Genomic DNA, 13,620 nt, shown 5'->3' on the forward strand with positions numbered 1-13,620 from the left:
CGCCACGATGGGCAAAAACCGGGACCACAAGGAACACGAAGCCATGGGGCCGGGGTCCGCCCGGTTTTTGTTTCGCACGTTCAAACGCATTCTGGCCTGCAACACCGCCGCCCTGGAAGGCATGGCCCGCATGGACCGGGCTCTTGGCGGCGAGTACGTCTTCGATACGGCCTATCTCGAAAGCGCCGTGCGCGACGTCTGCCGCCTGACCCACCTCTCGGCCTACCACTTAAACGGCATGGCCGGGGAAGGGTATGTGGCCCTCTACGACGCCGCCCTGGCCGTCAAGGACGCCCTGGAAGACATCCTGGCCGGCGGCATGGGACCGCTGGCCGGCCGTTGGCTGCTCCCTTTTGCCGAAATCGGCTGGGAGATGGAGCCGCTGGTCGGGCTGGCTGGCGTTGGGCTGGCCGTTCTCGGCCGGCGCATGGGACTGCCGGCTCCGGACGGACTGGCGGTCACGGTCACGGGCATGGCCGAGGCTGCAACCGGGGAGCGGGCGGCCGTTTTGGCCGAGGTGGAAGCGGGTGTTGGCGAACTCGTTTCGCGCCTGGGCGGTCCCCGGCCCCTGGAACTGACCCTGGTCGCCGCCGGGGCCGAGGGCGCGGGAACGGTGCTGGCTACGGCCTATGCCGCCGGTCCTCGCGAGGCCGGACAGGCCGTGGCGGGCTTTGCCGAGACGCACGGGCACGCCGGCCCTGTGGCCGTCTGTGTGCGGCCGCACCTGACCGGGTCCGTGGCCGGCACGCTGCAAACCCTGGCCCACGACCCCAATCTTCCCCCAGCCATGCTGGCCGTGGCCCAGGGCCGGCCCCAGGCCGGGACGCCAGCCGGCCTGATGGACCGTTCCTGGCTGTCCCGCAATGCGCCGCACGCCCCGCTGCGCACCCGGCTGGCCGTCAAACCCCTGGACGGTCCCCTGCCCGGCGGCAGTCCTGCCGGCCCGGGGCGGGGCCATTCGCTTCGCGGCTCAAGCTGGCTCACCCCGCCCCAGACCGCTCTGTTGGCCGAGCTTGGGCTGGCCGCCGAACGCGCCCTGGGCGGCCCATGCCTGCTGTCCTGGGTCCTGGCCGAGGACGGCGGTTTCTGGCTGACCGGTCTGGAACCGGTGGCCACGGCCTATCCGGATTGGCCCGAGGATGCCGGCGAGACCTACCCCGCTCCCGGGGAGGCCGACCGGCTGCTGGTCGGCGGCCAGATGGCCTGCGGCGGGGTCGGGGCCGGGCCGGTGGTCCTGCTTAACGACGACACCCCGCCGGCTTCGGTTCCGCTCGGCTCCGTGGGCGTGGCCCGCACGGCCAGTCCGGCCCTTTCGCGCCTCGTTCCCCGGCTTGGGGCGCTGTTGGCCGAGGTGGGCACCCCGGCCAGCCATCTGGCCACGGTTGTCCGGGAAAACCGGGTGCCGGCGGTCTTTGGCCTGAAAGAGGCCGCCTCGCTGCCGGTCGGGACCATGGTCACGGTGGACGCCGAGGAGACCGCCGTCTACCGGGGCGTGGTCGAGCCGCTTTTGCGCCAGGCCGCCATGCAGGGCGCGCGTCTGGGGTCGGAACCCGAATACCTGATCCTGCGCCGGCTGCTGCGCCATATCCGGCCGCTCAACCTGGTGGACCCCAAGACTGCGAATTTTGTCCCGGAACAGTGCCGTACCTGCCACGACATCATCCATTTCGCCCACGAAAAGGCTGTGGATCGGCTCCTGGCCCTTGACGCAACCGGGCAGGGGGGGCTTGGCGCGCCCCGGCGGCTGCGGGAGGAATCGCCCTTTGAACTCGGCATCGTGGACGTGGGCGGCGGGCTGGCCGGGACCGGCGGCCCGGTGGGTCTTGACGACGTGCTCAGCCGGCCGCTGCGGGCGTTTCTGGAGGGCCTGCTGCTGCGCTCGGTCTGGCGTCAGGGTCCGGCCCGGTTGCGCCTGGGCGACATCATGGCCGGGCTTGGCCGCACCTCCCAGGCCCTGGCTGCCGCCCCGGGCATGGTCGGCAGCAATCTGGCCCTGGCGGCGGCTGATTACGCCAACATCACCCTGCGCCTGGGCTACCATTTCAGCGTGATCGATGCCGTGGTGTCGGACCGGCCGGAACACACCTTCATCTATTTCCGGTTTGCCGGCGGCTTTGCCGACAGCGACCGCCGCGCCCGGCGGGCCGGGCTTATCCTGACCGTGCTGTCGCGCCTGGGCTTTCGGGCCAGCCGGCAGGGCGATCTGGTGGTCGGCAAGCGAAAACTCATGGAAGCCGGGGAGGCTTTGGCAGTCCTGCGCCTGTTGGGGGCGCTTTCCGCCTACACCCGCCAGCTCGATGTGGAACTGGCCAGCGAGGACGCCGTGGCCCGGCTGGCCAGGGAATTCCTGGACATCTGTGGCCTGGACGCCGTCGAGGCCCTCTCGCAGGAGGCGCTATGACCCCGGGATGGTGGGCCTGGCTGACCGCGCCCTGGCGTCGGCGGCGTGCGCGCAAAAGCACGGTGGCCCTGGGCTGGATCAAGGCCCGCTACCACATCTTCCGCGTTCTTTTGGCCAACAACGAACGGGCCCTCGAAACCCTGGCCGAGGTGGACAGGCTTCTGCGCGAGAATGAGCCGTCCCGGCTGGCCGAAACGCTTCGGGAGCTGCGGGCCATTGTGCTGGAGCTGGCCGACGGCCTCAATCGCCTGACCGACGGCGAACATGAGGCCCTCTATCCCCGGCTGGCCGGCCTGGAACGCCGCCTGGACGCCGCCCTGGAACGCTACAGCCGGGCCCCGCGCCGGTTGTGGCTGGCCCTTGGCGAGGTCACGCCGGATATGCGCGAACAGGCCGGCGGCAAGGCCACGCCCCTTGGCGGCCTCATTCGGGCCGGGCTGCCCGTGCCGGACGGCGTGTGCCTCACCCGCCGGGCCTGCCGGGTCTACCTGCGCCAGACCGGCCTGGAGGATCGCCTCAAGGCGCTGTTGCAACAGGCCCGGGCCCCCGGGGCCGATCTCGGCGATCTGGCCCGGCAGGCCCGGGACATGATCGTCGCCTCGACCCCGACCGCAGCCTTTGCAGCCGAACTGCGCGCCGCCTGGGACAGCCTGTCCGACGGCGAAACCCGGGCCGTCTCCATTCGCAGCAGCGCCTCTTCGGAAGACGGCGCCGAGCACTCCTTTGCCGGACAGTATGCCAGCGTGCTTGGGGTGCGCACCTTCCCGGCCGCCGTGGCCGCCTTCAAGGACGTGCTGGCCAGCGCCTTTTCGGCCCGGGCCATGGCCTATAGGGCCGCCGCCGGGCTGGCCCGGGAGTCGGTGGACATGGCTGTCCTCGGCCAGCGGATGGTCGATGCCCGCACGGCCGGCGTGCTTTTCACCCTGGACCCCATGGACCCGGACAGCGGGCGCATGGTGCTCTCGGCCGTGCCTGGCCTGGGCACCCAGGCCGTGTCCGGGCAGGCCCCGGCCGATCTCTACCGCCCCAGCCGGGACATCGGCCGGGAACCCATCGAAGCAACACCGGCCGTTGTGGCCGAAAAAACCGTGCGCGAGGTCCTGGCCGACGACGGCGGCCTTCGCCTGGAAACCGTCCCGGACCAGGACCGGCTGGCTGCCCTGCTTGCTCCGACGGAAATCGGCCTGCTGCGCGACCACGGGCTGCGCATCGAAGCCCTGGCCGGCTGTCCCCAGGACATCGAATGGGCCATTGACCAGGATGGCGCGGTCTGGATTCTCCAGGCCCGCCCGGCCAGACTCGTCCGGCCGGCAGCCCCGGCCCAACCCGGCTTCCCGGATGGCCGAGGCGCGGGGCAGATTTTGTTGTCCGGCGGGGTGGCGGCCTCGCCGGGCAAGGCTGCCGGCCGGCTGGCCGTGGTCCGTACCCGCCAGGAGCTTGACCGGGCGGCCAAGGCCCCCAGGCCGGTGGTGCTGGCCCTGCACCAGAGCCTTGTGGACGCGGCCTCCCTGGTGCCGGAAGTGGCCGCACTCCTGGTGGACATGGGCAATCCCCTGGACCATCTGGCCGGGCTGTCCCGGGAACTGGGCATCCCCATGATCATTGGCCTGGGCACGGCCACCACGGCCCTGCCCGAGGGGGAGTGGGTGCTGGCCGACGCCGACCGGGGCATGGTCCTGGCCGCCGATCCGCTGGTGTGGCAAAGCGCGCCGGCCCCGATCTCCCGCCGGGCCGCGCGCCCCGACGACGCCGCCGCCTCGCTGCGCGAGTTGGTGCTGCCGCTCAACCTCACCGATGCCTACGGCCCGACCTTTTCCATCCTGGAGTGCCAAAGCCTGCACGATATGGTGCGCTACAGCCATGAAAAGGCGGTCATTGCCCTGTTCGAGGCCGGCGACGCCATTGCCGAAGAGACCTTTTCCCTGGTGCGCCGGCTCAAGGACGACCAGGGCCTGTCCTTTCTCATCATCGACCTGGGCGGCGGCATGGCGGCCGGGAGCGGGGCCGTGGTCGGGGTCGAGGCCATCGCCTGCGAACCGCTTGCCGCCCTGTGCCGGGGTATGGCCACGCCGGGGCTTCGCTGGGGCAAGGCCCCGCCCATTGCCGGGGTGACCGGGTTGCTGTCGCGCTCGCTCCTGGACGGACGCAGCGAACGGCCGGTCGGCAATCCCAACTACGCCCTGGTGGCCCGGGACTATCTCAACTTAAACGCCCGGGTGGACTACCATTTCGCCATGATCGACGCGGTCTGCGGGGCCAATCCGCGGGAAAATTCCATCCGCTTCCGGTTCAAAGGCGGCGGCACGGCCGAGATTCAGCGCAACCGCCGGGCCGTGTTCGTGGAAACCGTCATGCGCCAGGAAGAGTTCTTCACCACCCGCCAGGGCGACATGGTCACAGCCGTGCTGGTGGAAGGCTCCCGGGAGACGATCCGGGCCAAGATGGAGATGCTCGGCCGGTTCCTGGGCTTTAGCCGCTTGCTCGACGCAGCCATGATCGACGACGACATGCCCGGCCGCGTGGCCGCCGCCTTCCTGGCTGGCGACTACGGCCTGGAGCGTTTGGAGAGCGAGTAGAGGGGAGGGGAGGAGAGAAAGGCATGCCTCCGGCGGCCAAAGGGCAGTGCCCTTTGGAATCCCACCTCGTCTGCAGGCCACGCTATGCCCTTCCCCGTATCCTTCCCGTTTGGGGCGCGGCTGTGCCCTCGGGCCAAGCCCGAGGGCACAGCCGCGCCCCGGGCAGGGAGGGTCCGGGAGGGGGTTACCCCCTCCCGGCCGCCGGAGGCATTCTTACGACTTCAGCGTCTCATTTAGGCGTGGTGAAAGCGCAGCATCGGCAGTTCCACGGCTGTGAGCACCCGGCCCCAGCCTGCGCCGGTGTCCACGCCGATCAGCCCCGGGGCGACCAGCGGCGTCTCCAGGGGCACATGGCCAAAGACCAGGGTCCGGCCGCTCTCTGCCCAGCCCTGCCGGGGCAGGGTCCGGTTGGACAGCAGGCTTTCCAGGGCCAGGCCCTGGGCAGCGTCCGGGTCGGCGTCGTCTGGCAGGGGCGCGTGGAAAAAGACATAGGGACCGGCTTGATGCCAGCGGTGCAGATTCCGGAAAAAATCCTGATGTTCCTGGGGCATGAAGTCGATGCCCTGGTCCCCGGGGGCGCTTTCGTAGCTGTCAAGCGTGGCCTGAAAGCCAAAACGCCGCAGCAGGCGCAGGTCTTCCGGGGAGCGCGAGGCGTCGTAGCGCAGCAGGGCGGCTTCGTGGTTGCCAAGGAGAAAGACGGTGTCCGGGCGTTTGTTCCCCAGGGCCGCCAGCCGGTCGATCACCTGCCGGGAGTCTGGGCCCCGGTCGATGTAATCTCCCAGAAATACCAGTTGGGCCGTGGGGTCGAGGCCATCCAGACGGCCGAGCAGGGCGTCGAGCTTCTCTGCCTGACCGTGGATGTCGCCGACGGCGAAGAGGGTGTGGGGAAGCGGCGTGACAGGCATGGAGGTTCTCCGGTCGGCCCCGGTTGCTGGCTGTGCCGCTGCCGGGAAGCGGCCCCAGGCGCGGCGTGCGTGGTTACGATCAGGCGCATGAGCGGTCTGACTACGCCTTGGCCGCTTCCCCGACAAGGCCGGGAAGGTGGGCGGGTCGCGGCCGGGCTGGTGAAGCTGGTGTGTGCGGCGAGCTGTCGGGCACTTGCCGCAGCCGGGAGGCTGGCGCGGCAGCGGGGGGGCAAAACGGTCATGGCGGGACCTTTTTGCAAAGGCCCCGCCATGGTCTGCCATGGTGCGCCATGGCCTGAAGGCTGTGTCGGACTAGGCTTCCTGGGCCACGGCCTCGTCCGCCGGCCGCTTGGCCCGGAACATGCTGCCCAGGATGATGACCGCGCCGACCACCAGCGAGACGACCATGAAGCCGAAGCTTACTTTGCTGAGCAGTTCCAAGGTGGCTTCGCTGGTGTCCATCATGCCGAGCTTGACCAGATACTTCGGCATGGCCAAGGCCCGCGAGACCGCCACGATCAGCATGATGGTGCCCATGACGATCTTGATCATGTGTTCCTTGACGTAGGTGGTGCCGATAGCGCCGAGCTGCACGCCGAGGAGCGAACCGCCGAGGATGATAAGGGTCAGGCGGATGTCGATCATGCCCTGCATGGCCCAGTTGACGGAACCGGCCAGACCCATGACGAAGGCGATGACCAGCTCGGTGGCCGAGGCGACCAGGCTGGTGGCCCCCAGGATGTAGATCATGCCCGGGACGCCGACGAAGCCGCCGACGGCGATGGTGGCGGCCAGCAGGCCGGTGGCCAGACCCACGGGCAGCAGGAACCACAGGGAGATGCGCAGGTTGGCCTTTTTAAAGGTCATCATGGGCCACAGTTCGATTTTCTGCAGGCGAAGGGCCAGGGAGCAGGTCTGCTCCGTGCTGCACGAGGAGCGGGCGGACTTGACTGCGTCAGCCATGACGATGCCGCCCACAACCACCAGCACGATGACAAACGAGACGCTCACGTACAGGTCGGAACCGGCCGTTCCCCACAAATTCAGGATGTAGTTCTGGATCTTGATGCCGATTTGCACGCCGATGCCGGCAAAAGCCGCCAGATAGAGGCCCAGCTTGATGTCCACCTGACCGTACTTATAGCGCTTGATGGACCCGACCAGGGCTTTGGGAAATTTGTGGCACATGTTGGAGGCGACGGCCACGGTGCCGGGCACGCCAAGGCTCATCATGCCCGGAGTGAGGACGAAAGCCCCGCCGGAACCAATAAACCCGCTGACCAGACCGCCAATGAAACCGACGATGAAAAGAAAGGTGATCCCGGCGGGGTCCAGCTGGATAAACCGGGTGGCTTCGCTCATCATATCCATGTCTTGCTCTCCTTCAAATCGTGCGGAGCGACGTTACAGTTGCTGCCGTCCTCCTGAAACCAGTTGGGGGGTCCGGAGGCCTCTTCTCTCGGATGCGCGACGCCTTAGGCGCTGACCGTGGCCCGGGGGCGCGTGTCTTTGCGCGGGGCGGCAACCGGAGCCTGGACAGAGGCCTTCTTGACGGCGTTGATGCCCAGCACTTCCCACAGGGTGCCGGCAAAGGTGCCGTGAACCCAGGAGAAGAGGAAGACCGTGGCGATCGGCACCGCCGTGTACATTCCGCCCTTGGCCGCAGTGGTCAACAGCGGCTCCTGGAACAGGTACACGCAGGCGTACAGGATTGCGCTGCCAAGGCCGTAAGCCGCCAATTTGCCCATGGGCTTTTTTTTCTGCACTTTCATAACCGTCTTTCCTTCCTTCTTGGCTGTCGTCGTGGCGGTGGAACGGCGTCCACCTTAGCCTGTGACCTCAAACAGGGGCATGCTGACCTGAAAACCGTCTTTTGCCCGCTGTTCCCTGGCCGCCAATACGAATTCGACCCGTCGCAGTCGTCCACATTCCGCTTCAACCACATCCGCCGGCCGGCCAAACCGCACCACATGGCGAAATCCAACCCCAAGCCGTTTGGCTTCCAGGGCGAACTCCCCGGCGGAACGGCTGGCCTGTTGCAGGAACAACTCCCGGGCTTTGCCGGGCTGGCCTGCCTGGTCGGCCTCTTCCGGCTGGGCCACCGTCAGCCCCACGATCTCCGTTCCCAGGCGACCGGCCACGCCCAGGGCGCGGCGGATCAGGGATTGGGGAAATTCCGGCGCGGTGGAAACAGCCACGATCTTCTTCTCTTCGATCCCGGAGGTCATCGGCTCCTGGTCGATGCCGTACAGACCGTGCTCGGCAAGGCCGACGTTCTGTCCGGCATCTTCCAGGTATTTGCGCAGACGGGACATGCGCTTGGGGCGGATTCCCGTTTCCGGCGCATCGCCGAAACGCTTGACCATGACCGTCTAGACCCGCACCCGCGGCCGCTTGTCGGTCCGCTTGGCCGTGGCGGCCGTCTTCTTCTGTTCCGTTTGCGCTGTCATTTCGAGCGCTTCCTCGGACAGATTGTGTTCGGCAAAGGCCAGGGCGGCAAAAACGGTTTCCACACGTTCCCTGAAACTGGCCATGACAGTGTCCTCCTTGATCTCGATGTTCTCCTCTATAACAAGAAGCGTGCCGAGATATTGTTCCTTGAAATTATTAGGTATATTTGAGGGAAGAAAAAAATATCGTTGCGATGTGCAACGCGATTTCGCCAAGTGCTTTTTTAAGGCCGTTGCGTTACGCAACGGCTATTGCAAAATGCACCACCTTGAAAACTGGCAGTTGCGCCGGGACCGAAAAACCACGTACCAGGGGGGAAACCATCGGAGAGACCATGCTCTTTTTTCAAAAACGCACCGAGGGGGCGCTGCCGCCGTCCCCCACCAGCGATCTGGAGCAGTTGACCGCCCGCATCGAGACCGCCCAGTTGCCGCAGCACGCCCGGGAGGCGGCCCGGCGGGAACTGGAACGGCTCACCAAAACCGATCCGTCGGTGGCCGAATACGGCGTCGGTCTGGCCTATCTGGATTATCTGCTGGGGCTGCCCTGGAACGTGGCCACGCCGGACCGGCTGGATCTGCCCGGGGCCGAGGCGGTGCTTTCCGGCCGGCATCACGGCCTGGGGCAGGTCAAGGACCGGGTGCTTGAGTATCTGGCCTCCCGGTCGCTGCGAAACGCCACGGGTTTTCATGTACTGGTGGTGGACGACGAGGACATTGCCCGGGCCAATCTGGAGCATGTGCTGCGCAAGGAAGGCTATCAGGTGCGCGGCGCGTCCAACGGGCTTGAGGCCTTGGAGGAAGTGCGGCGTTGGGAGTTCGATCTCATCATCACCGATCTCAAGATGGACAAGATGGACGGGCTGGAGCTTTTGGCCGAAGCCCGGGTCCTCTCGCCGGCCACCCGGGTGATGCTGGTGACCGGTTTTGCCACGGTGGACACGGCGGTTGCGGCCATGCGCCAGGGCGCGGTCTATTATCTGGCCAAGCCGGTCAATCTTGATGAGTTGCGCTCCACGGTGGCCAGGTTGTCCCGGGAAAAGGCGGCTCCCACGGCCTTTCGCAGCCCGGTATTGTGTTTTTCCGGGCCTCCGGGCACGGGCAAGACTTCGGTCGGGCAGGCCATCGCCGAGGCTCTTGGCCGCAAGTTCCACCGCATTTCCCTGGCCGGGCTGCGGGATGAGGCCGAGCTTCGCGGCCACCGCCGCACCTATGTGGGGGCGCTGCCCGGCCGGGTGCTCCAGTCCCTAAGCCGGCTGGGCGTCCGCAATCCGGTCTTCATGCTCGATGAGATCGACAAGGTCGGGAAGGATTTCCGGGGCGATCCGGCGGCGGTCTTTCTGGAGATGCTGGATCCCGAGCAGAACGGCCAGTTTGTGGACAACTATCTGGAAGTGCCCTTCGACCTGTCCCAGGTGCTGTTTATTGCCACGGCCAACGACGTCGGGGAACTGTCCGGCCCGTTGCTCGACCGGCTGGAGGTGGTGCCGTTTCAGGGCTACAGCGCCGGGGAAAAGATCCGCATCGCCGAGGACCATCTCTTGCCGCGCCAGCTGCGGGAGCATGGCCTGACCCATCCCTATCCGGTGGTCACGCCCGAGGCCGTGCGCGTGGTGGTGGACGGCTATACCCGCGAGGCCGGGGTGCGCAATCTCGACCGCGAGCTTGGCCGCATCTGCCGCAAGCTGGCCAAGCTGCGCCTGGAGGGCGGGGCCGGCGCTTCGGCTGTTGGGGCAACGCCGGTGACCGTTGACGCGGCCCTGGTGCCGGCCTTGCTCGGCCCGCCGCGCTTTGTCCGGGAAGCCGCCGGGGCCAGCCCCCGGGTGGGCGTGGCCACCGGGCTGGTCTACGCCGGCTACGGCGGGGAGATCATTTTCGTGGAAGCCATCCGCATGCAGGGGGTTGGCGCGCTGACCATGACCGGGTCTTTGGGCGAGGTGCTGTGCGAGTCGGCCAAAACGGCGCTCAGTTTCGTGCGCTCCCAGGCCGAAACACTCGGCATCGAGCCGCAGGTCTTTCTCACCGACGACCTGCATCTGCACATTCCGGCCGGCTCCATTCCCAAGGAGGGCAGTTCCGCCGGCCTGACCCTGGCCCTGGCCCTGGCCTCGCTCTACACCGGCCGGGCGTTGCGTTCCGACGTGGCCATGACCGGGGAAATCACCCTGACCGGCCATGTCCTGCCCGTGGGCGGCATTCGGGAGAAGATGCTGGCCGCGGCCCGGGCCGGGGTCCGGCGGGTCATCCTGCCCGAGGGCAACCGCCCGGACGCCCTGGGGCTGGCCGAGGGGGACGGCCTGGAGCTGGAGACGGTCTTTGTGCGCACGGTCCTGGAGGCGCTGCCCCTGGCCCTGGCCTGAGGGGCCGCCGGCGCCAAGCCCCTCGAAACACTTCTCCCATCCCATCAAGGGGGTCCGGGGGGGATTCTCCCCCCCGGCCGCCGGAGGCATCGCTTTTTCTTCCTGCCTCTCCTACGCCCCATCCAGGCCCAGGCGCTTGACCTTGCGCCACAGCGACACCCGGTCGATGCCGAGGATTTCGGCCGCCCGGGTCTTGTTGCCGTCGCAGGCGGCCATGACGGCCTGGATATGGCGGCGCTCCAGCTCTTCCAGGGTGACCAGCGGCGGGGCCTCGTGCTTGACCAGGCTCGGCGCGTCGCCGCTTAAATCCTGGGGCAGGTCGCCGGCCTCGATGACGTCGCCCTTGGCCATGATGACGGTGCGCTGGACGATGTTTTCCAGCTCCCGGATGTTGCCGGGATATTCGTAGGCCATCAGCCGCCGCACCGCCTCGGAGGAAAAGCCCGAAAGCTTTTTGCCCATGGCGGCGGCGTACTTGGCGATAAAATAGGCGGCCAAAAGCGGGATGTCCTGGCGGCGGCCGGAGAGCGGCGGCACGCGCAGGGTGATGACGTTTAACCGGTAATAGAGGTCGGCGCGAAACAGCCCGCGCTCCACGTCGCCCTTGAGGTCCTTGTTGGTGGCGGCCAGGATGCGCGCGGTCACCGGGATTTCCTGGGTGCCGCCCACCCGGAAGAAATGGCGTTCCTGGAGCACGCGCAACAGACGCACCTGCATGGTCAGCGACATCTCCCCGATCTCGTCGAGAAAAAGCGTCCCCTCGCCAGCCACTTCCAGGAGGCCCTTTTTAAGCGTCGAGGCCCCGGAAAACGCCCCCTTTTCATGGCCGAAGAGTTCGTTGGCCAGGAGATCCTCGTTAAACGCGCCGCAGTTGATGGCCAAAAAGCGCCGGTCGTTGCGCAGGCTGGCCTCGTGGATGGCCCGGGCCACCAGTTCCTTGCCCGTGCCGGTCTCGCCGAGGATGAGCACCGTGGAATCGGTCGGGGCGATGTGGTGGATATTGTCTTTGAGCGCCTGGACCGCCGGACTTTCGCCGATAATGAGCGGCGTGCGGCCCATCTCGGCCACCTGCCGGGACAGCCGGGCCACCTCCAGGCGCAGCCGCCGCTTGTCCATGGCCTCGGCCACGGTGGCCCGGACCTCGGCCAGGCCATAGGGCTTGGTCAGGTAGTGGCAGGCCCCCAGGCGCATGGCTTCCACGGCCGTGGCCACGGTGGCGTGCCCGGTCATGACCACCACTTCGGTGTCCGGCCACAGCCGCTTGGATTCGGCCAGCACGGCCAGCCCATCCAGGCCCTTCATCCGCAAATCCGTCAGCACCAGATCGAACTCGCGCTCGGTCAGGATGGTCAGCGCCTCTTCGCCGCTGGCCGCGGTCGAGACGACATAGCCTTCCCGGGTCAGGATGTGGCCGAGGTTTTCCACGGCAATGGCTTCGTCGTCGACGATGAGGATGGCGCCGCCCTTCATGCCGTTTCCGGGAGACTGCCGGGGAGCGGCAGGCGGATGACGAAACGCGCCCCCTTGCCGGCGGATTTTTCCGCCGCAATGGAGCCGTGGTGCTTTTCGATGATGCCAAAGACGATGGACAGGCCAAGGCCCGTGCCCTTGCCCACCTCCTTGGTGGTGTAGAAGGGATCAAACACCTTGCCGAGGTCCTCATCCGGGATGCCGACGCCGGTGTCTTCCACGACAATGGCGGCCATGCCCGGGGTCGCGTCCGGCCCGGCCGTGACGGTGATGGAGCCGGGGGGCGTCTCGATGGCCTGGGCGGCGTTTAACAGCAGGTTGATCAGGACCTCCTGCATCCGGGCGGCGTCGAGATCGAGCACGAGGTCGGGCGGGACGTTCTGGGACAGGGTGATCCCGGACGGCACCTGGCTTGAGACCAGCCGGAAGGCATTGGCCACCACGCCGGCCAGGGGCGTGGGTTTGACGCTGAAGTCCTTGGCCCGGGAAAATTCGAGCAGGCCTTTGACGATGTCCCTGGCCCGCAGCATCTCCTGCTGGATGTTGCCGAGCATCTTGGCGGCAAAGACCGGATCGCACTCGCCTTGTTCCTCGATAAGGATCTGGCAGGAGGTGGAGATGTTGTTGAGGGGATTGTTGAGCTGATGGGCGATGCCGGAGGTCAGAACACCCAGGGAGGACAGTTTTTTCTCCTGGATCAGCTGTTCCTGGCGGCGTTTGAGCTCCCGGGTCATGCGGTTAAAGGCCTCCAGCACGTGGCGCGTCTCGTCGTTGGACGAGGGCACGTCCAGGGTCTTGAAATTGCCCTGGCCGATCTCGGCCGTGGCCTGGGTGATGACCGAGAGCGCCCGCAGAATCTTGCGGGCCAGGAGCAGGGCCAGGACGATGCCGGATACGGTGATGAATATCCCCGAGACCAGGAGCTGGCGCTTGAGGGTGGCGACCAACTGGAGGGTGCGGCTGCGTTCGGTGTTTTTGATTTCCAGGGACAGGTCCACCATGTCCTTGCCGGACTGGCGCAGATCGTCCAGGAGTTGGGCGGACGCGGCCGCCCCCTGGTCGGCGCGAAGGGCCAGGCCCCTGGCCTGGTAGTCGTCCAGGGCCTGGGACAGGGTGGCGATACCCTGTCTGGCCCGGCCGTCCCGGACGTCGGCCGCCATGGCGGAAACCATGGCGCGGGCCTGTTCGATGTAGCGCAGGGATTCGTCGAAGTCTTCGCTGTGGCCGTAGAGCAGGAAGTTCTTTTCGTAGCGCCGCACTTCCAGGATGTCGTTGGAAAGGTCGTCGGCCATTTCCATGAGGCCAAGTGTTCCTTCCAGACGAATCAGGTAGTTAAAGGACACCACCCCGACCACAGTGAAGATCAGCACGGGAATGATGACGCCGACCAACACCTTCTGGCGAATGGTGAGATGGGGCAGGGATGCCCAGGGAAGGGTCAACGTGCGCAATGCGTCC

Annotated in this window: 10 protein-coding genes; 3 read left to right on the forward strand and 7 right to left on the reverse strand. The window is 67.1% G+C overall.

What is annotated here, in order from left to right; translation table 11 throughout:
* Window positions 1-7: 7 nt before the first annotated feature.
* Window positions 8-2,401: a PEP-utilizing enzyme gene (locus tag NY78_RS10690; protein WP_047960134.1), complete on the forward strand. Its 2,394-nt coding sequence runs from the start codon at window positions 8-10 to the stop codon at window positions 2,399-2,401.
* Entirely contained in the window at window positions 2,398-4,977 is a 2,580-nt protein-coding gene (locus NY78_RS25755) for a PEP/pyruvate-binding domain-containing protein (protein WP_047960135.1), read from the forward strand. The genes NY78_RS10690 and NY78_RS25755 overlap by 4 nt, the downstream gene beginning before the upstream one ends.
* Before the next feature lie 233 nt (window positions 4,978-5,210).
* Here the strand turns inward: NY78_RS25755 and NY78_RS10700 are convergent, their stop codons facing one another.
* The 5 genes from NY78_RS10700 to NY78_RS24690 form a co-directional block, all read right to left on the reverse strand.
* A complete protein-coding gene (locus NY78_RS10700) occupies window positions 5,211-5,882 on the reverse strand; it encodes a metallophosphoesterase family protein (RefSeq protein ID WP_043635425.1) in 672 nt (223 codons plus the stop codon).
* Window positions 5,883-6,194: 312 nt separating this feature from the next.
* The gene (locus NY78_RS10705) at window positions 6,195-7,253 is read right to left on the reverse strand and encodes a sulfite exporter TauE/SafE family protein (protein ID WP_043635427.1); all 1,059 of its coding nucleotides are present in this window, start codon (window positions 7,251-7,253) and stop codon (window positions 6,195-6,197) included.
* 104 nt (window positions 7,254-7,357) lie between these two features.
* Complete coding sequence (locus tag NY78_RS10710; protein ID WP_043635430.1) at window positions 7,358-7,654, reverse strand: hypothetical protein; 297 nt, start codon at window positions 7,652-7,654, stop codon at window positions 7,358-7,360.
* Window positions 7,655-7,708: 54 nt separating this feature from the next.
* Complete coding sequence (locus NY78_RS10715; protein WP_043635432.1) at window positions 7,709-8,248, reverse strand: universal stress protein; 540 nt, start codon at window positions 8,246-8,248, stop codon at window positions 7,709-7,711.
* Window positions 8,249-8,254: 6 nt separating this feature from the next.
* Window positions 8,255-8,416 (reverse strand): hypothetical protein, encoded by a 162-nt coding sequence (locus NY78_RS24690; protein ID WP_156180924.1) that lies wholly within the window; start codon window positions 8,414-8,416, stop codon window positions 8,255-8,257.
* Between the two features lie 251 nt (window positions 8,417-8,667).
* Between NY78_RS24690 and NY78_RS10720 the strand changes: the two genes are divergently transcribed.
* Complete coding sequence (locus NY78_RS10720) at window positions 8,668-10,692, forward strand: S16 family serine protease (protein ID WP_043635434.1); 2,025 nt, start codon at window positions 8,668-8,670, stop codon at window positions 10,690-10,692.
* 111 nt (window positions 10,693-10,803) lie between these two features.
* Here the strand turns inward: NY78_RS10720 and NY78_RS10725 are convergent, their stop codons facing one another.
* Window positions 10,804-12,162, reverse strand: coding sequence for a sigma-54-dependent transcriptional regulator (locus tag NY78_RS10725; protein ID WP_043635436.1), 1,359 nt, complete (start codon window positions 12,160-12,162; stop codon window positions 10,804-10,806).
* Entirely contained in the window at window positions 12,159-13,613 is a 1,455-nt protein-coding gene (locus NY78_RS10730) for a sensor histidine kinase (protein WP_231583912.1), read from the reverse strand. The genes NY78_RS10725 and NY78_RS10730 overlap by 4 nt, the downstream gene beginning before the upstream one ends.
* Window positions 13,614-13,620 lie beyond the last annotated feature (7 nt).

Origin of the sequence: Desulfovibrio sp. TomC (assembly GCF_000801335.2) — a bacterium.
Lineage (GTDB): Bacteria > Desulfobacterota > Desulfovibrionia > Desulfovibrionales > Desulfovibrionaceae > Solidesulfovibrio.

Bases quoted from the DNA above. Each gene is read 5' to 3' on its own strand.
- NY78_RS10705 (WP_043635427.1), bottom strand. From the start codon at position 7,253: ATGGATATGATGAGCGAAGCCACCCGGTTTATCCAGCTGGACCCCGCC.
- NY78_RS10700 (WP_043635425.1), bottom strand. From the start codon at position 5,882: ATGCCTGTCACGCCGCTTCCCCACACCCTCTTCGCCGTCGGCGACATC.
- NY78_RS10720 (WP_043635434.1), top strand. From the start codon at position 8,668: ATGCTCTTTTTTCAAAAACGCACCGAGGGGGCGCTGCCGCCGTCCCCC.
- NY78_RS10690 (WP_047960134.1), top strand. From the start codon at position 8: ATGGGCAAAAACCGGGACCACAAGGAACACGAAGCCATGGGGCCGGGG.
- NY78_RS10725 (WP_043635436.1), bottom strand. From the start codon at position 12,162: ATGAAGGGCGGCGCCATCCTCATCGTCGACGACGAAGCCATTGCCGTG.
- NY78_RS10715 (WP_043635432.1), bottom strand. From the start codon at position 8,248: ATGGTCAAGCGTTTCGGCGATGCGCCGGAAACGGGAATCCGCCCCAAG.
- NY78_RS10710 (WP_043635430.1), bottom strand. From the start codon at position 7,654: ATGAAAGTGCAGAAAAAAAAGCCCATGGGCAAATTGGCGGCTTACGGC.
- NY78_RS24690 (WP_156180924.1), bottom strand. From the start codon at position 8,416: ATGGCCAGTTTCAGGGAACGTGTGGAAACCGTTTTTGCCGCCCTGGCC.
- NY78_RS25755 (WP_047960135.1), top strand. From the start codon at position 2,398: ATGACCCCGGGATGGTGGGCCTGGCTGACCGCGCCCTGGCGTCGGCGG.